Consider the following 18724-nt stretch of genomic DNA (forward strand, 5'->3'; position numbering starts at 1 on the left):
TTGGGTAAGACATTTATCTGCAACCTGTAATCGAATCGAAAAGAAATTCCTCTTTATCCAGCAACAATGGAGCAACGCTATCTGCAAACGACATCGAGTACCTCCCGTTTCCATGCCGCGACGTCGTAATTAACACGGTCCTCGTAGCTGCTTCGCTTCAACCTCGCAAGCAAGTCACGGTCCTCGATGACGCTACGCATCGCCTCAACAAGAGAACCGACATTGCGAGGTTTGACTATCAGCCCGTCAACGCCATTGCCGACGCATTCCGGGTTGAACCCAGCGTCGCTCACGATGTTGGCCGTGCCAGCAAACTTGCACTCAATGTTGGAGCCGCTCATGCCCTCGCGCCATGAGGACGAGGACACAGCAGCATCATACATGTTCAGCTCGGCACACACGTCACCCGTCGCGGCGTCGAAAGTGCCCTTGTACGTCATGTTCTGAACGTCGCTCAAAAGACGTTCAAACTCATTCTGGAAGCCATCGACGACCGTCCCGTACACGGCGATGTCAAACTTGTCAGCAAAGCCCTCCGAGTTAAGCGTCCTCGCGGCTGCCGCCAATGTATCAATGCCCTTCTCGGGCCGCACCTGGGCAAAGTACACGAAGTGCACCGTGTCGCCTACGGCGCGCGGCGCGCGCGCACTGTCCCCCTTTCGGAAGTTGGGCAAGTAGCGAGAGTTGCGGCACCCCACGGTCTCAAAATCCGCCATCAACGAACGGCTCTCAGCAAAAATGCACCGGGCGGCTTGATATTTCCAGACTTGTCCCGGATTCTCCCCAAGGTAATCGGCCAGTTCGCGTCCCATCATGAACACGGTCACATTGCCCAAGAACTCGCGCCCCCTGAGCTTCGCGATGATGCTCAGCATCGTGCTCTGGCGCGAGTTGCTGCCGATTCCAAGCGCTATCCTGTCTGCACCCCGGACCGCCCTAGCAAGCGCGATGGCCAAGACAGGAAGCGCAATTGGTTTGCGCTTGAAGTCGTACAGATCAAAGTTCTTCGCGTCGCACGAAGAGAAGATCTCGTCGCGAAGCAGTGAGTCCTTGACAGTCACGCCACCGTACGGTGGCGGAAACTCGCCTATAAATAGTAGTTTATTGCCCAATGTCCAACCTCTGTATCAGGAGAGTTCTTTTGCCCCTCGGGGTGAGCTGTAAGGCGTCCACGCGTCTCAGCTCGCACTTCATGTTGCCCATAAACTTTGATCCAAGGCTACGCAGAAGCGCATCTTTCTCCGTATCATCCAGCTCGCTAGCAGCTATATAGTCCATACGCAGCCTACCGGGCTCATCCTGTACGAATTGGAACGAAAGAAGACTCGAGGCGCTCTCGCCGAGGTCACATAGCGATGCAGTGCTGATGTGCTCCCCGTTTCTTCCCACAACAGGGACATTTCTATGACCCCTAATCGCGTAGCCTCCAGCGCGGGGCTCGACGGCGTCGTCGATTGTGTAGCGAAGAAGCGGCATACGCCTGTTGATGAAGCCAGTGCCGACAATATGCTCGTCGACAATCTCCGTGAGGCCGTACAGCCTGTTGAACTTGTACACGGGCGTATTGCCGTCCCATTCCACCTGTTCGCCAAACACCGTCCTCTCGGTGGAGCCGTACGATATCCTCACCGGGCAACCAAACGCCTCCTCGAACTGGCGCAGCTGATAGGGATGGACGTTTTCCGACTGCAGGAACACGCCCTTGGGCTTCTTACGCAGCCTCACACCGGTCTGAATCAGCAGCTGCGCGAAAAAACTCACCGATGAAGTCAACCCGCGCAGGTAGTCAGGAGCAAACGCATCAATCCTACCCACGGCCTCCTCGAGGTTCCCCTCGTTGAGCAGCTTGGTGTTGCACCTAACCATACGGTAGAGCGGGCTAGTAGTGACGAGGGTCGAGCCGTCACCTCCAAAGTAGGCAAGCTTGCTTCTGCGGAAGTCGTACCCCAACGTCCCGTAAAAATGCATCGCAAAGGCGTTCTCGCGGTAGAAGCACTCGTCGGAATTCATAACGACGAGACGCCGACCCGTCGACCCACCCGTCTCGGCCGCATACGAGCCTTCACCGGGGATAGGCACGCTTATCTCATCATAGTTTATGAGCACCTGCTCCTTATCGAGCAGGGGCAGCGTGGCAAACGAATCGAAATTGACCGTCTCAGGACAGACGCCCGCTTCGTCGAACCTCCTCTTGTAGAAGGGGCTCGCGGCATAGCAGTACGCGCACAGGTCGCGCAGCTTGCCGAGTTGAAGCTCGGCAAGCTGGTCCTCGCTCATGGCCTCAGAGGCGTCCAATTCGCACATCTGAGACAGGAACGTCTTGTTGCCCACGAGGCCGCGGTGGATTGGCATCGCAAGGGCGTCTTTCACAACCTCGGGCATCTTCTCGTACATCTTTTTGAGCTTATTGGTGTCCATTTAACCTGCTTTACTATCGCGTATGATAAAAATGCCTGTGGTCAGTGACCCACTAACAGGGACGGAGAGCTCGACACCCGTAGCGTTCATGCCGTAGACGGGCGAGTACTCAAACTCCCCCGACTCCAGGGATTCCCCCGCCTCGATGCGCACCACGACCCCAGACCGCAGGCATAACTCAGCGGCGCCGCCGTCGATCTCGACCCTCGCAGAGGGAAGGTGCCAGAAAGCCGCAGCGGTCTCCCCAGCTTCCACCTCGTCGGTCACGACAGCCATCGCGCCTTGGATCTCCACCGTGCGGCGCACGCGCACAGGCGAGTAGCCATCATGCTCGGCCGACATGATAATGCAGCCGTCACATTCCTCGAGCGCGAATCCTGAGACGTTCGCCTTGCGCCCCCACAGGAACGGACCGAGCGCCTCGGACTGATCCCCGCCACCCACGCACACCGTATTGTGAACACGTGTAGAGCGGAACTTATCTCGCATCCTGCGGTCACCGTTGTAGATAAAGGTACCAGGGTCGATGAGCACGGGCTCACCGTCGACATACAGCTGAACGCTCAGCGCGTCGGCATGGCCATGAGCCGCAAGCCGACCGAAGCCAAGCGGGCCGTGGTCGAATGCGAGCACACCATGTCCTTCGTCGAAGCGGACTATGGTCACACCGCCATCAGGAAAGCTCTCAACGGATGCGTTTTGAGCAAGCAGAAGAGCATTGGCGGAATGGAGCTTCCGCTTGCCGTACAACCAGCCGATTGTCTCGCAGCAGCGAACATCCTCCGCCCAGCGGCAATCCGATTCGAGCTCCAAAGTGGCCAGCGCAAGAACGTAGTCCGAGTAGCAGGACATCTCGGACCCGAGACAAAGGATGACACCCTCGTCGTCGTCGCCGAACTCGATGTACTTGCCACCGCCAACGCTGCATGCGCGTGCATAGCGCGCCATGGAGAGCAGGCGCTCCACGAGAGACGTTGGCAGCGCCTTCCCTATCGTTCGCAGCGCGTGCGAAACCAGGCAGAGCCCCTCCATGACGAACAGCTGGTAGTGCAACGCCTGTTCCTTGTTCACGCCGTCTGGGTGGGTCTGATGGGCAACTTCCGATTCGAGCAGCGCCAAGGCTTCGTCGAGCCACTCGTGCTCGCCGAACACCGTGGCCGCGACGGCAACGCCAGCCGCCTCGACGATTGTGTGGTTGTTCGCCGAGGAATAGCGGGAGTAGTGCTGCCGCACGTGCGCGGCCATAACCCATGCGCCGACGACCAGGCGCCTTCTCAGCCCATCGGTGGCCTCATCGCCAGCAGCCTCGAGAAACGCAGCCGTCACGAGCCAGTTTATGAGCCTGATGGACTCCTCCATAGGGCTAGCCCACTCGGGACCCCACATGAAGGGGTTTTGTTCGTTCCAATCTTCGAACAAGTCGGAAAGCTCGGAAAAATAATCATCCGTGCTTGTAACGAAATAGGACTTCGCCAAGAGGGTAAACTGACGGTGCCTGTTCAACTCCCAGTTGGTGCGGATGTCACCAGGCGCGCCCTCGTCGCCGAAGGCATAGTCCGCCGCAAAGCGCATCGGCCAGTCGCCGAGAGACTGGAATGCGGCGTGCCAGCGCTTCCGATATTCGGAATACTGGTACCCACCCAGAAGTTCTATGTCCGCCCCAACGCTGAACTCGTCGTTCGCGAAATCGATGCCAAGTCTCGAGAGATTCGCCTTTGGCGCGCGACCGTAGGCGTCGACGGCATAAACGGGTTCCATCTTGGAGAAAGCCCGGCGCTCATGCGCGGAAAGGCGCTTCTGACCGAAGCGCCACACAACCTCTCCCGCGCTCATGGCCCGGAGTCTCAGGATGTACCAAGAAAGTCCCACTAGGCGCCCATCCTCCCGCACAGCACATCCGCGATGCGTTCGCTGGCGTGCCCGTCACCGTAGGGGTTCGACGCATGGGACATGGCCGCATACTCGATCTCGTCGGAGAGCAGGCGGCTAAACTCGCAATAGATTGTCTCCTCCTCGGTTCCGACGAGCTTCAGGGTGCCGGCAGCCACGCCCTCGGGACGCTCGGTGGTGTCACGCATCACCAGAACCGGCTTGCCCAGGCTCGGAGCCTCCTCCTGGATGCCACCCGAGTCCGTGAGGATGAGATGGCTCGCCGCCAGGAAGTTGTGAAAGTCCAACACCTCCAGCGGGTCGATGATGCGCAACCTATCGAAGCCATCCAGCTCCTCATGGGCCGCTTTCCTCACGAGTGGATTCATGTGTATGGGGTAGATGGCCTTGGTGTCGGGGTGCTCCTCCATAACCTTTCGTATTGCCCTGAACATCCTGTGCATGGGCTCGCCCAGGTTCTCGCGTCGGTGCGCCGTGATCAGGATGAGACGACTGCCCTTCGCCCACTCCAGCTCGGGGTTGCTATAGCCGTCGCGCACCGTAGTGCGCAACGCGTCGATACCGGTGTTGCCGGTTACCCAAATCCTGTCGGCGGGCTTGCCCTCTTCGAGCAGGTTCTGCTTGCTGGCTTCCGTAGGCGCAAAGTAGTATTCAGCAACGATGTCCACGGCCTGGCGATTGAACTCCTCGGGCCATGGGCTATATATGTCATGCGTGCGCAGGCCCGCTTCCACATGTCCCACGGGAATCTGCAGGTAGAAGCAAGCGAGTGCCGCAGCAAAGCTCGTGGTCGTGTCGCCGTGCACAAGCACCACGTCAGGCCCCTCCTCCTCGAGAACGGCCTTGAGCTTCAGCAGCACGTCGCACGTGACGTCAAACAACGTCTGCCCCGGCTTCATGATGGCCAGGTCGTGGTCTGGCGTCACGTCGAAGACGCGCAGGACCTGATCAAGCATCTCGCGGTGCTGGCCCGTTACGGTCACAACCGTCTGAAACTCGTCGGGGCGACTCTTGAGCTCGTTCACGAGCGGACACATCTTGATGGCCTCCGGGCGCGTCCCGAAGACAAGCATCACTTTCTTCAAACCTGCTTCTCCCCGCATCTCTAAAATGGCTTACAGCTTATAGACGTTCTCGCCGTCGCCGCACACGTTGCGCGGGTCGATCAGAATGCGCCCGCCGAAGGCCTCGGGCTTGCCCTTGATCTGGGAATGGCCCACCATCACTATCACCATCTCCAGGCCGTCCAGGAATTCCTCCATGGAGTGCACCTGATTAGGAACCTCGTCGCGCTCGACCCACGGGTCGTACACCTTCACAGCGCCGCCGCACAGGTGCTCCTCCATGGACTCGAGCATCTGCAACGTGGGGCTCTCGCGCACGTCGTCAACGTCCTCCTTGTAGGTCAGGCCGTAGATACCTATCTTGGAGGCGTCGGTGATGCCGTGCTCGGCCATGGCCTCGTGGGCGCGGTGCAACACGTACTCGGGCATGCCGGCGTTGGTCTGCAGGGCAAGGCGGATGAAGTTGGCCGTCTCGGGATAGTCTCCGACGAGGAACCACGGGTCCACCGGGATGCAGTGACCACCCACACCCGGGCCAGGCTGCAGGATGTTCACGCGCGGGTGCTTGTTGGAGATGCGGATGACCTCCGCCACGTCCATGCCGCCAATGCGGCAGATCTTGGCGAGCTCGTTGGAGAAGGCGATGTTAATCGCGCGGAAGGTATTCTCAACGACCTTGGTCATCTCGGCGGTGCGGATGTCGGTCACGCTGATCTCGCCTTGACAGAAGGTCGCGTAAATCTTTGCAACCGCCTCGCCCACCTCGGGGTCGTCCGCACCAACCGTACGGTTGTTATGCAGCAGCTCGTAGACCATGTTTCCGGGGATGATGCGCTCCGGGGCGTGCACGAGCTTGACGTCCTCGCGCTCGGCCTCGACGAGCAGCGGGCGCACGAAGCGATCAACCGTGTTGGGCGAGATGGTCGACTCAATCACCAGAACGGCGCCCTTCGGAGCCACCTCGAGGACGGTCTTGCAGGCAGCCACCACGTAGCAGGGGTCGATCTTCTTGTCCAACTTGTCGTAGGGAGTGGGCACGCTCACGATGTAGGTGTCGCACACCTGGTACTCGGTCGTGAACTTAATGCCCGATTCCAGTGCATCGGCAAACAACTCGTCCAGACCTTCCTCCTTGAAGGTGGTGTGGCCGGCGTTCAGAGTGGCCACGAGCTCCTTGTTGTAGTCGGTGCCCACGACCTCCACGCCGTGCGTGGCCATCATGAGCGCGGTAGGCAGTCCGATGTAGCCGAGGCCAATGACGTTAACCATTTCCCTATTCGCCTTTCTTCGCGAGTTTGTACTTATACGTGAGGGCCACGAACTTGACGTTGCCCACGATGTAACGCTTCCAGAGCCTTCCGGGCTCCTGTATGAACCGATAGAACCATTCCAGGCCATGGTCTTGCATCCACTTCGGCGCGCGGTCAGTAACACCTGCCACCACGTCGAAGCTGCCTCCCACGCCCATCACGAAGGGGATTCCAATTGTGTCCAAGTACCTGTGCACCCAGTACTCCTTCTTGGGGGAGCTGAAGGCCACGAACATCATGTCCGCGCCAGAGGCCGCCATGTCCGCCACGATCCGTGGCTCGTCGGCCTCAGTGAAGTAGCCATTGCGATAACCAACTATCTGAATGCCGGGATAGCGCTCCTCGAAAATCGCCCTGACCCTCGAGACAACTTCCTCCTTCGCGCCGAAGAGGTAGACCTTGTAGCCCTTCTCGGCGGACAGCTCCACCAGGCGTTGGAACAGGTCAATACCCGTCACGCGCTCGCTCAGGGGCACGCCCAGCTTCTTAGCGGCCCACACGATGGAGGCACCGTCGGCGTTGATGAGCGGGCAGGCGTTCACAATCTCGGCCAGCTTCGGGTCGGCCTCCATCAGGTTCACCTTCGAGGCGTTCACCACCACATGTTGGGTGGGCACGCCGGCGGCAATAACCTTCTCAACCTCGGCAACCGTCTCGTCGAGCGAGAGGGCATTAACGTATGTGTTAAGAATGGGATAACGCCTGGATGCTTTTATAGTATTTTGAGAATTCAACAATTGCCTAACTTCCCTGAGCCGTAAGGACTACGCCCACGGTCTGAACAATCAACTTCAAATCACTCCATGCGGAGCACTTCTTGATGTAAAGCAGGTCGAGTTCAACCCACTCGTCAAAAGTGATGGAGTCGCGATTGCGGCGAGTCTGCCAATAGCACGTCATACCCGGCTTCACCAAAAGACGTTGGCTCTGGTGATCGGTATACGCAGCAACTTCAGCAGGGAGCGCAGGACGCGGTCCCACGGTGCTCATATCCGAAAACAAGACATTAATAAACTGTGGCAGCTCGTCCAAGCTTAATTTCCTGAGCCATTTACCTACACGAGTAATGCGCGGGTCGTCGGCAATTTTGAATACGGGACCGGTTTTCTCGTTAAGCTCTTTGAGCTCCGCAAGCTTCGCTTCCGCATCGACGCACATGCTGCGGAATTTCAACATCTGAAAGGTTTTGCCGTTCTTGCCCACACGCGTTTGCTTAAAAAAGACCGGCCCCTTAGGGTCGTCAATTTTAATGAGAATCGCAATAAGCGCGAACAGCCAACTGAAGCACACAAGAACCGCCGCGCTAAACACAATATCGAAGGCGCGCTTTGCGAAACGGAATGCGACGCGATTCTCTATGCCCACAATAGGCTCGCTTCCGATTTCTTCCTTCAGGCGTTTAATTCGCTCTTCGCCTTCACGCTTGAGCTCATGCAGATTGAAGTCATAGACCGTGCCGTTCCGCACGGTCTTATTGGCGATTCCGTCAGCATAAGCCTGCGGTACCAAATACGCAGCATCGGTTGCACTCGTATCGCTAAGACATGCCTCGGCAGATTCGTGAACGGAAGCAATCTCGGCTTCCTGTATACGAATGCTGGCTTCACCGCTTCTCACGCACTCTTTCAAAGCAATACCACCATATGTAGCTTCAGCTGCTTGCATTCCCAAAGAATCCCTCTTAGCTAAGGTTGCCTCCCCGATGCGGGGCTTCTGTTACCGGTTTTTGCCGTCCAATTGCCGTTGGGGATTCGCCTTCTGGCCCCTACGCTTTCGCAGGGCTTTTGGAAATAATCTCCAGGCCGAGCCGTATCGTTTTCATCCTGCCAAGCATGCTCACTTCAAGTTCAGCCATCCTGCGATGCCTGTCTATCCGCTTGATCTCCGCCTCGTGACCCCTAAGCGGGCCGCGCAGCACAATCACCTTGCTGCCTTCCACAATGCCCTCGCTCATTTCGATCACGCGGCGATCGTTGCCCGTGAAGGCATTAAGCCAGGCCACCTCTTCATCGTTTAGGGGAATGAATACTTCGTTGTTACCAAGCACCTTGGTAAAAGCGGGCACGCGGCGCAGCTGCAGCGCGAGCTTTTCGGCATCGTGCGTTTCTACGAACAAATACCCCGGCGCCAAGCGCTCCGCGCGCTTGTGCCATTCGCCCTTCCAGCGACGCATAGCTTCAAAACGCGGCACGAAGATCTCGCCAACCAAAGCTTCGTCGACGAAACGGCGAATGCACTCTTCGACTTTGGCTTCTTCTCCGCTCGATATTTGAATGGCGTAAATACGCATGCCCATTTCCTTACTGCCGCGCAAGAGCTTGGCACCGCATCGTACATGAGCGCGCAAAGCACCCGCTGGCACCCAGGCCAGTTTTGAGCGCAGCTACGCTACCGCGCAATGCGACCGCATACCAACGAACTATTCATTTCCCAGAAAACGATGCAACGCGCTCAGAGCGACGATTACTTGCTTGTCAGGGTGTGCGCGCTACAGCTCAAAATTGAGCGCAAAAAAGGCCAATAATCATTGGCCCGTAGGTAACGCTGTAGACGTATCCCCCTCGTCAAAAGAGGAATATTCGCCGTTCAATATAATTATGACCCTCCCCGCTCATATGTAAAGAAAGATATACGTTAAATGAATATTAAACGCCACTTCTTCATTAATACGGCTGCTAAAAGGGATTTTTAGGTGCCGCCACGTGACGTTGCGCACATCAACGCCGAAAGTTGCGCAACTTTTTAATTGCGGCGTTTCATTTACGCAGGTGGGTTGCCGCATTTTTGCCACAAGGTGACATTGAGAAGCACTTTTGACCCAGGGGGGTTAGGCTCCAGCAGGGGCCTCATGTCAGAGCAATCGGGCCCGCATGCCGCAACCCGCCGCTTACTTCATATGCGCGCCACGGCACCGATGCGTCGCCTTCGCCTTGGCCAAATTCTGGTAGTGCTCGGGGCGGTGCGCATCGCTTGCGATATAGCGATACAGCATAGCATCGAACAGCTTCTTCGCGGGCTTCTTTTCTTTGCCCAAGCGCCCGCCGGCCACGAAATCGGCCGACGCCTGCAGCTTGCAGCCCATGCGCACCAAGCGCTCGGCAATGCCAACGTCTTTCTGAACGGCTTTGTAGCGCTCGGGGTGCGCAATAATCACATCGTAGCCCTTGCCCTGCAGCTCGTAAATCGTGCGCTCGTATTCCTCGAAATCGCGCGCGGTGCAGTGGCTCGAAAGCTCGAGCAGAAATTCGTTGCTGCCGTCGAAATGCAGGTATTCGGCCCATTGCATGCCCAGTTCCATGAGCTTGCGGTGGTTTACCTCGAAACCCATTTGCAGCGGAAAGCCGTCGGCATGCGCCACGAGCAATTCGTACGCATCCCACATGGCGTCATAGTCGAAATAGGGGTCGCGGCAATGCGGCGTGCACACGATGCTTGTAACGCCCGCTTGTTTGGCGGCTTCGAGCATCGCCAGGCTTTCATCCAAATCGCGCGCGCCATCGTCGACGCCCGGCAAAATATGGCAATGGATATCGCGCACGGGCGCTTCCTTTCCGCATTGGTGCGAACGCATTTTGGCAAGGTCTCTTCCCCGCCGAGCAATCACCCTAACACAACAACGCCCGCACCAAACGGCGCGGGCGCACATCATTTCGGTTTAGAACCTTGAACCGCGAGGGTTCTGTGGCACCACGATCGACGAATCCATGTCGAACGTGTCTTGCGCGGCGACGGGCGAAGAATTGCCGTTCTTCATACGCTTGCCGTCTTTGTTGTAGTACGCGTAGTAGTACTCGCTGCTCTCAACTTCGCAATCGTTCAGAACGGCGCCAATCACGTTGGCGTCGGCCTTGCGCAGCTGCTCGTACGCAGCTCGCACCTGGTCGCGCTTCGTGAAGTTGTCGCGCACCACGAGCACCGTGCCATCGACCAACGAAGAAAGAATGGCGGCGTCGATGAACGTGCCAACCGGCGGCGTGTCGAACAGCACGTAGTCGAACTCGCGGCTCACCATGCCAATGAAGCGGCCGAAGCGCTTCGAGGAAAGCAGATCGGGCGGGTTGGGAATGTGCGGCTCGGCGTCCAGGAAATACAAGCCTTGCTGCGGCAGGGCCACAATCGCCTGGTTCAGCGGCACTTCATCGGCGAGCACCGCGTGCAGACCCACCTCGGGGTGCACATTGAACATGCCCGCCAGCGAACGCTTGCGCATATCGCTTTCGACGACCAGTACGCTCTTGCCGCCCGCGGCAATGGCCTGGGCCAGCTGCGCCGTGATGGTCGACTTGCCCTCGTTGGGCACGGTGGACGTTACCACCAGCGTGCGCACCGGGTTGTCGACACTTGCGAAGCGAATGTTGGCGAGCAGGGTTTTAATGGAGTTTTGAACCGCTTGCTGGTTCTGCGACTTCTTGCGAGCCATGGGTTATTTCGCTCCCTTCATCGACGGAATGCGGCCAATAACGGGAATGCCCAGAAACTCTTCCACGTCTTCGGCGCCGCGCACGCGGGTGTTTAGCATATCCATGAGCACCACAATGGCAATGGCCACGAACAGGCCGGCCAAAAACGCGACCGCCGTGTACATAAGGCGGTTCGGGCCGCTCGGCGACGTGGGCGTAACGGCCTCGTCAATCACGTTCACGCTTTGCACGTCCATGACCGACTGCGCCACGCTCGAAACGTTCTTCGCGAGCTCGTTGGCGATGATCGCCGTGCTGGCTGCGTCTTCGCCGGTCACCGTGAGCGAAATTACGCGCGACGTGGTTTCGCTGGACACGTTGATTTTGTAATCGCGCAGGCTCTTCATTTTCAGGGCCTCGGCGGTTTGCTTCGACACGGTGTCGCTCTTAATAAGGGTCGAAACGTCGTTGGCGATCATCTGAGAAGCCGACAGATCTTGGCTCATGGACGTTTTCGTCGTCGAATCGCCCTTCACCAACACGTACATGCTGGTAGATGCGGTATAGGTGTTCGGCATGAACAGGTAGCTATACGCGCCCATCGCCAAAGCGCACACCAAAGGGAGCGCGATCACAAGCCGCAGGTGCTTGCGCAAAAGCTGCAAGAGCTCAAGCAGAGTCATATTTCGTTTGCCTTTCTCGTTAGCGCGGCATGCCGCGATTGTTACTCTCCAGGGGCCACGTCGTTTGTGGTAAGGCCCGCATTCGCCACCAGGGCATCGTAGCTTTTCGGCGCCGGCGAATTGCTTGCCGCGCCCAGCTTCAAGTTGCTCGACTGGGCCTGCGGAATTTCGGCCGTGGTGTCGTTGGGGTCGAGGCCCGCATCGACTCGGCACATCATATCGCGCCATTCGTTGAACATGGGGCACGCGTAGCTCACGCCGCCTTCTGTAAACGAATAGCTGGGGCACACCGCCGAATACAAGGTGAGGTCTGTCGCTTGGAACTGCTGCGCCAGAGCCACGATGTCGGTAACCGACAAGTCGGTGCTAATGCTCGACGCGAGCGAGCTCACAAGGCCCGGCAACTGCCCCGGGGGCGAGGCGAGCACCTGTTTGATGACGCCCCGCACCACCAAGCGCTGCGCCTGGGCGCGACCGAAATCGCCGCCCGAAACGTTGTAGCGCTCGCGAGCGAAGGCAAGGGCCTGCGCGCCGTTCAAGCGCTGGTTGCCGGCGCTGAACGACATGCCGCCGTTGCCCACGTCGAAGCTTTCGGGAACGTCGACCCAAATGCCGCCAAGCTCGTCGACCACGCGTTGCAGGCCATCGAAGTGCACCTCGCAGTAATGCGTGATGGGCACGCCCGCGAACGTCGAAACAGCATCGACCGCGCCCGACGCGCCGCCGAACGAGTACGCCGCGTTGATTTTCTGCCTTCCCTGGCCCTCGATGGTCACCATGGTGTCGCGAGGGATGGAGACGAGGTCGACCTGGCCTTTGTCGGGGTCGATGCGCGCGAGCATGGTCACGTCGCTTCGACTGGCGGTTTCACCATCGTCGCGCGAGTCGCTGCCCAAAATGAGCATGTAGAACGCGGTGCTTTCCTCGGTGGCCGATTCGCTCGCCGATGCAGGCTGCAGCACTTCTTTGAGCTCGGCTTCTTCCTGCTTATCGTCGAAGCCCATCGACGTGTTGAGCGAGCTTACGTACGCGGCGAGCGCGATGCTGCTGCCCACGATAAGCGTGAACAGCACCGCGAACACGATGAGCGCGATGCGGCGGCCCTTGTGGCGCTTTTTGCGCACGCGGCGCACGCCGTCGCGCTCGGTCGCGTTGCCGTCGAGGCCAGCGTCGAAGTCGGTGCCAAAGCCGTCGCCCGCGCCCGCGTGGAAGCCCTCGTGGAACTGGTTCACGCTCGGCATGCGGCGCTGGTAAGCCGCGCCCGCAGCGCGATAGGCGCCCTGGCCATCTTTCTGCTGCCACTCAGGCTGAGGCCGCTCCTGCTGCTGCGAAAACGGCGAAGGGCCTTGGGGGCTGTAGCCTCGATTCTGCGAATCGCGCTCACCCGGCTGCTGCTGGGTGATAAGCGACCGAACTGAATCGGCGACCAGGCTGCCCAGGTCTTCAGGCTTGGCGTGCAAGCCTTTCCGCGGAGGCAAAGGCGCGCCGCCATCGTTGGAATTATCCGACATACTCAGTTTCTTTCGTTGCATTCAAACGTCAAAAGCTCGCGCGCCATATTTGGCGCAAGCCCGAATATTCTATATATGCTCATGCTACCCGCGCAACAAAAGAACGGGCTTACACATAAAAAGGGTGCTTTACGCACGATAGGCCGTGAGCAACGCGCCTGATGGCAGGCTCGCCTGTTGCGCAACTTTTCTTGAAGTCGAAATGAGAGGCCCACCCCATATTGTTGAATGCGCACAAGCGCCAAAACCTGGTAAATAAGGGGCAATGGAGAAGCAAAGGTGCGGGAAAACCGCGGCTCGAGAGGCGCGAGTTCGTGCAGGCCAGCGGCTCGGCTCCCGCGCAGGCTGGCAGCGATGCTTGCCCTCTCCGGTGGCGCTATTGGCGCAGCGCGCTTGCCGATTTGGGGCTCGTGCAGGACGATTCCCTACTCCACGGTGCCGTAGGTGTAGCCCCAGCCGTGGCCGGCGATCGAGGAGTTCATCTGCTGGCACAAAGCGATGCGCGTATACGCGCCTGGAGGCAACAGCTCCACGATTTCGCGCATGTCGGCGCACACATCGAACGTCTCCGCCGCCAGAATCACATCAAGCCGCTCAACGATAGGCGTGTTCTTGAAGAGGTAATCCACAACGCGCTGCATTTCGCCATACGAATCGCTTCTCTCAAGCAAAGCCATGCAGTGGTGTCCTTTCTTTATATCTACAACCTGCTGCCACCTGTTAAATGCTCGCAGCGTTAACACATCCCCAGCACATCCCGGCAGGCCTGCCGTCAAGCAACTAGCGAATGCTGTCGACGCCGAAAACGCCTGCGGCCAGAGCGCCCGTGTATGCGGGAGTCGCCTCGCCGCACGCACGCAGGAACTGAGCTCCCGCCGCGCGCAGAGCCACAGCCGCATCGGCCATGAAATCGGGCAGCGCATAGGGGTTCTCGGGAATGGGCGCGCCGAGCGAAGCACGGCGTTTCTCGGCAGCGGTTGCCTGGCGCACGCTCACCTGCACCAAAATGGGTTTCAGGGTGGCGGCGGCAATCTCGCGCACCACTTCCGCAATCGCCTCGGGCGCGGCAGCGCTGCGAATGCCAATCACGTCGGCCTTCGTGAGCACCTCGATCGCTTCAGCGAGCGGCTTTCCGTCGAACTCGCCTTGCTCATTCACGTCGACCGACACGAACACCGGGCCCGCATACGCGCGACGCACGCCCTCGATGCCGCACTGGACATCGGCCGCGCTGCGCAAGCCGTTCAGGAAAATGGCGTCGAAGCCCACGCCTTCGCTTTCCGCAAGAGAACCCATGGCTTCCTTGCCGCCCTCGACAAGCGCTCGCGCCGCACCTTCGTATTGCGCCGCGCACTGCTTCATCGACATCGCCGACATGGCGTCGAGCGGCAGCCCGCACGGGCCAACTTCGCACAGCACATGCTGCGGAGCATTCGCGCGCGCATGGGCTATAGCCGCCTGGGCAAGTTCCTGGGCGCGATCTTCCATGCGCTTATGCGCCAGGCGCGCCTCGCAAATATCGGTTTCGGCAACCAAGCACTGCGCGCCCGCCATCGACTCCAGGCGCAGCACATCGCGCATAGTCTCTGGCTCAACCAAGCTCATATATTCAGCTTCGGTTTCCATGTCGACGCCTTGGTTCGCGAGCGCGAACGCGAGCGGGGCGGAAAGCACGAGCATGTCTTTGTGGAAACGCAATTCGATATCGGCCATAAGAGCCCCTTTCGGACGTGGCGAACGCGGCGCGGAACACGGCAGAAGCGTGCACGACGCGGCTAATGCAATGCTCTGAGTATAGTTGCAACGCGGCGAACGGAGCGCCTGCAAGGGCCGCTTTCCCGAAAAGTGGCGCAAGCGCGCTTCATAAGTCAAGAAGTGGCTCAAAATGATGCTGCGGCAAACGGTCGTTTTGCAGCGGCGAACGGCGAAGCTTTTTAATGACGCTTCAAAAGCCCTTCACAAACGTATACACATTTTTAGGTTATGTCTAATTCACCCTCATTGTGTGAGGTGCGATTTCATGGCTCCCATCAGGGCTTTTACGCCTTGTCGAGCACAGGTGCCCTGCGTACACAAGTCGTTCAAAACCGTCTCACAACTTCTTGAAAACCCGTACCTATACTTTTGCCTTGCAAACGCGGGGTCCCCTTCCCAGTTTGCCTGCTACCCCAAAGCAGTACGTACCGGTGCACCTCCCAAAATCAAGCACCGTACACCCCCTCCTTGTGTGAGGCCCGGTTCCCCTCCGGGCCTCAAGTTCTCTCTTAGGCCCGCTCGTCCGAACGGGCCTTTTCCTTTTCCTGGGGACGAAACGAAAGCGGACCTTTGCAAAACAACCCTTGCAACGAACGTTCGCCATAATGGCGCGCAAACGCCGATCGCAATCACGAACGGTGCCGTTGCAGAAAATCTCAGGCATCGCCGCACACGCATCGCCGCACACGCATCGCCGTACGCTCATCGCAGTGCACGCAAATCGCGTTGAATCGGCCCCGTGACACAAAAACACGCCCAAGAATCGCCAAAAAGATGCTCGGCCGGCTTCGTTATCCCAACTACGCGTTGTTGACCTGCGGTTTTTAGAAGAATTGAGCATTTTTAGTAATCAGATTCTCAATGCTGTGGCGCACATGGGCGCGTGAAAGCAGGCGCAGTTCATGCATATATGCAATTTCATCGCTTTCTTGCCACGTATTTTTTATTCTGTCCTTTTTTTCGACAGCATTCAGTTTCTTGAATTTTTCCTATAGGCGCTGCTTATATATTTCACTCGTAAAATTGAATGCATAAGCGCGGCTTATGGAATTTCCCGGAACGTAAGCTCGAAACTGTCCCGTTCCACAAACCATCCACTTCATGGTCACAACTTCTCAAATAGCGACCTGTATACTTTTGCCCTGCAAGCGAAAGGCTCCCCTCCTTTACTTGCCTGCTTCCCCAAAGCAGATTTTGAACCGACGCAATCTGACGCGTCGTTCATCCCCTCCTTGTGTGAGGCTCGGCTCCCCTCCGGGCCTCAATTTGTTTCTACAGCCCGCTCGACCGAGCGGGCTTTTTTGTTGCCCCGTTCCGCGCGAGAAACCGCGCTCGAGTTTCGCGCACAACCATGGCCCGCCTTCGCGCGCAAAGTTCGCCGCCACGTCACCCTGCGCCTCGCCCTTCCACCCTCGCTCGCGCGCGTCCCTCTCCTAGCGCCCAGCCGCCACGTCACCCCGCTCACGCACTTTCACCGTTTCCCTTTGGTTTTTGCACCAGACGCAACCTCCCACCCTAAGAGCCTATAATGGACGGCACCTGACCGTCGCGGCGTGCGACGGCGCATTCGAGAAAGGTTTCGCCATGCTCGACGAGCTCCACGTGCAAAATGTCGCCCTTATTCGCGAAGCGACGTTCGCGCCCGCGCCGGGCCTCACGGTGGTCACGGGCGAAACAGGCGCCGGCAAAACCGCGCTGCTTTCGGCGATCAAACTGCTCGTGGGCGAACGCGCCGACGCCTCTACCGTGCGCGAGGGCGCGCAGGGCGCCGTGGTCGAGGGCCGCTTCTTCTTGCCCGCCGAAGCCGACGCCGACGACGCGAGCGACGGGCACATCGCATGCCGCAAGGTTTCCGCCGACGGGCGCAGCCGCGTGAGCATCGACGGCTCCATGTCCACCGTGCGCCAGCTTGCCGAACAGCTGGGCGCCACGGTAGATTTGTGCGGCCAGCACGAGCACCAGCACCTCTTGAAGCCCGCAAACCACGCCGCCATGCTCGACGCATGGGCGGGCGATGCAGCCGGAAACGCAAAAGCGGCCTACATCGAAGCCTTCAACGCCGAACAAGCCGCAGCAGCCGAGCTCGCCCGCATTCGCGAAGCTTCGCAGGCTTCCGCCGCGCAGCTCGAAGAGGCGCGCTTCACGCTCGCCCGCATCGACGAGGCAAACCCCACGATCGACGAGTACGACGAACTTATGGCGGAACTCCCCAAAATCGAAAACGCCGAAGCTCTCGCCCAGGCAAGCGATGGCGCATACTGGGGCCTGTCGGGCGACGGAGGCGCGATTGAGGCCGTGAATTCGGCCATCGCCTCGCTTGAGTCGCTCACGGCGGCCGACGCCGCACTTGAACCCCTGGTTTCGTCGCTCACCGACGCTTCCTATATTCTCGAAGACGCATCGCGCGATTTGCGTGAGTACCGCGACGGCATCGACCACGACCCGCATGCCCTGGAGCGCCTGCAAGAGCGCGCAAGCGCCCTGCAGAGCCTTATGCGCGCCTTTGGGCCGCGAATGGAAGACGTTATTGAGCGTCGCGATGCTGCGGCCAAGCTCATCGAGTCGGTCGACGATTCCTCGCGCGTAATTGCCCAGGCCGAAACCGTTCACGCCACCGCCGAGGCGAAACTCGTCGAGGCCGCCAAGGCGTTCGACGACGCGCGCAAAACAGCCGCCCCGAAATTCGGCGAGCAGGTGAACGCGCACATGGCCCGCTTGGAGATGGGCGGCGCCGAGCTCATCGTGCACGTCGACCCCCTTGAGCGGGCGCAATGGACGCGCGCGGGGGCTTCGAAGGTCGAATTCATGTATCGCGCCGGCGCCGGCATGACGCCGCGCCCGCTTGCGCGCATTGCCTCGGGCGGCGAAGTGAGCCGCGTGATGCTCGCGTGCAAAGTCGTGCTGGGCGAAGCCGACGCGCGCGACACGCTCGTGTTCGACGAGGTCGATGCTGGCGTAGGCGGCTCGGTTGCGGTGGCGCTGGCCGCCGTGCTGGCCGATTTGGCGAAAACGCACCAGGTAATCGTCGTAACGCACCTCGCCCAGGTGGCCGTGCGCGGCGAGCGCCATTTCATGGTGAAGAAAACCGCGGGAGCGACCGGCGACGAAAACGAAGGCGCAAACGCCGCCGAGGCCGCGATTCCCGAGACCACGCTCTACGAACTGAGCGAAGACGAGCGCGTTCGCGAAATCGCCCGCATGCTTTCGGGCGATGCAAGCGAGGCCTCACTTGCCCACGCAAAAGAAATGCTCAAAAACGCGCGATAGCAAGGACAACACGCAAACCCGCACGTACCGCCAAACGATTGAGTTCGCTCGGCATGTTGGCAAGAATCGCGTCGATTAGGCCGGGTTGCAACGTTTTATACGCCACGTGACAAGAATCGCGACGATTAGGTAATTTTCATCGGCGGCAGAAGCCAACAACAGGCCGCTTTTTTCGCCTTCTCTTTATCGTCTCAAGAAAACCCCGGGTCACATTCGGCCAGGTTCTTTTCCATTGCCTCAAAAGGCTCTTTTAAACCGAAATCCCGGTTCAAGCACAGTGCAATTCGACCTAATCGTGGCATTTTTTGACAGAAGAGTTCGCGCTGGCCCACAGGGCCGCTTTCCCAAAAATACGTCATTCGACGGTCGCATTCTTTGGATTCTTTTGTTAGCATTGGTTAAGTTTGTTTCCGATAGCAAACTTAA

General features: G+C 59.0%; 15 protein-coding genes. 1 reads left to right on the forward strand and 14 read right to left on the reverse strand.

The window, feature by feature from the left end:
• Positions 1 to 77 precede the first annotated feature (77 nt).
• The 14 genes from Q0D41_RS03210 to Q0D41_RS03275 form a co-directional block, all read right to left on the reverse strand.
• Positions 78 to 1112, reverse strand: coding sequence for a glycosyltransferase (locus tag Q0D41_RS03210; RefSeq protein ID WP_294375064.1), 1035 nt, complete (start codon positions 1110 to 1112; stop codon positions 78 to 80).
• The gene (locus Q0D41_RS03215; RefSeq protein WP_294375066.1) at positions 1102 to 2418 is read right to left on the reverse strand and encodes a hypothetical protein; all 1317 of its coding nucleotides are present in this window, start codon (positions 2416 to 2418) and stop codon (positions 1102 to 1104) included. The genes Q0D41_RS03210 and Q0D41_RS03215 overlap by 11 nt, the downstream gene beginning before the upstream one ends.
• Positions 2419 to 4287 carry an alginate lyase family protein gene (locus Q0D41_RS03220; protein ID WP_294375068.1) on the reverse strand — a complete coding sequence of 623 codons (1869 nt, stop codon included), beginning with the start codon at positions 4285 to 4287 and terminating at the stop codon, positions 2419 to 2421.
• The gene (wecB, locus tag Q0D41_RS03225; RefSeq protein ID WP_367113804.1) at positions 4287 to 5393 is read right to left on the reverse strand and encodes a non-hydrolyzing UDP-N-acetylglucosamine 2-epimerase; all 1107 of its coding nucleotides are present in this window, start codon (positions 5391 to 5393) and stop codon (positions 4287 to 4289) included. The genes Q0D41_RS03220 and wecB overlap by 1 nt, the downstream gene beginning before the upstream one ends.
• A 30-nt stretch (positions 5394 to 5423) precedes the next feature.
• On the reverse strand, positions 5424 to 6641 hold the full coding sequence (locus Q0D41_RS03230) for a nucleotide sugar dehydrogenase (RefSeq protein WP_294375074.1): 1218 nt from the start codon (positions 6639 to 6641) through the stop codon (positions 5424 to 5426).
• 4 nt (positions 6642 to 6645) lie between these two features.
• Positions 6646 to 7419: a WecB/TagA/CpsF family glycosyltransferase gene (locus tag Q0D41_RS03235; protein WP_294375077.1), complete on the reverse strand. Its 774-nt coding sequence runs from the start codon at positions 7417 to 7419 to the stop codon at positions 6646 to 6648.
• A gap of 4 nt (positions 7420 to 7423) precedes the next feature.
• Positions 7424 to 8299, reverse strand: coding sequence for a sugar transferase (locus tag Q0D41_RS03240; RefSeq protein ID WP_294375080.1), 876 nt, complete (start codon positions 8297 to 8299; stop codon positions 7424 to 7426).
• Between the two features lie 148 nt (positions 8300 to 8447).
• Positions 8448 to 8972, reverse strand: coding sequence for an antiterminator LoaP (gene loaP, locus Q0D41_RS03245; protein WP_294375082.1), 525 nt, complete (start codon positions 8970 to 8972; stop codon positions 8448 to 8450).
• Between the two features lie 597 nt (positions 8973 to 9569).
• Positions 9570 to 10220, reverse strand: coding sequence for a CpsB/CapC family capsule biosynthesis tyrosine phosphatase (locus Q0D41_RS03250; protein ID WP_294375085.1), 651 nt, complete (start codon positions 10218 to 10220; stop codon positions 9570 to 9572).
• 117 nt (positions 10221 to 10337) lie between these two features.
• A complete protein-coding gene (locus tag Q0D41_RS03255; RefSeq protein ID WP_294375088.1) occupies positions 10338 to 11102 on the reverse strand; it encodes a CpsD/CapB family tyrosine-protein kinase in 765 nt (254 codons plus the stop codon).
• Positions 11103 to 11105: 3 nt separating this feature from the next.
• Entirely contained in the window at positions 11106 to 11765 is a 660-nt protein-coding gene (locus tag Q0D41_RS03260; protein ID WP_294375091.1) for a YveK family protein, read from the reverse strand.
• Positions 11766 to 11806: 41 nt separating this feature from the next.
• Positions 11807 to 13276, reverse strand: coding sequence for an LCP family protein (locus Q0D41_RS03265; RefSeq protein ID WP_294375094.1), 1470 nt, complete (start codon positions 13274 to 13276; stop codon positions 11807 to 11809).
• Positions 13277 to 13701: 425 nt separating this feature from the next.
• On the reverse strand, positions 13702 to 13953 hold the full coding sequence (locus Q0D41_RS03270) for a hypothetical protein (protein ID WP_114616324.1): 252 nt from the start codon (positions 13951 to 13953) through the stop codon (positions 13702 to 13704).
• 103 nt (positions 13954 to 14056) lie between these two features.
• The gene (locus Q0D41_RS03275; RefSeq protein WP_294375099.1) at positions 14057 to 14989 is read right to left on the reverse strand and encodes a homocysteine S-methyltransferase family protein; all 933 of its coding nucleotides are present in this window, start codon (positions 14987 to 14989) and stop codon (positions 14057 to 14059) included.
• Positions 14990 to 16615: 1626 nt separating this feature from the next.
• On the opposite strand from Q0D41_RS03275, the gene recN reads away from it, so the two are divergent.
• Complete coding sequence (gene recN / locus Q0D41_RS03280) at positions 16616 to 18298, forward strand: DNA repair protein RecN (RefSeq protein ID WP_294375101.1); 1683 nt, start codon at positions 16616 to 16618, stop codon at positions 18296 to 18298.
• Positions 18299 to 18724 lie beyond the last annotated feature (426 nt).

The organism is uncultured Slackia sp. (assembly GCF_934630525.1).
Lineage (GTDB): Bacteria > Actinomycetota > Coriobacteriia > Coriobacteriales > Eggerthellaceae > Slackia.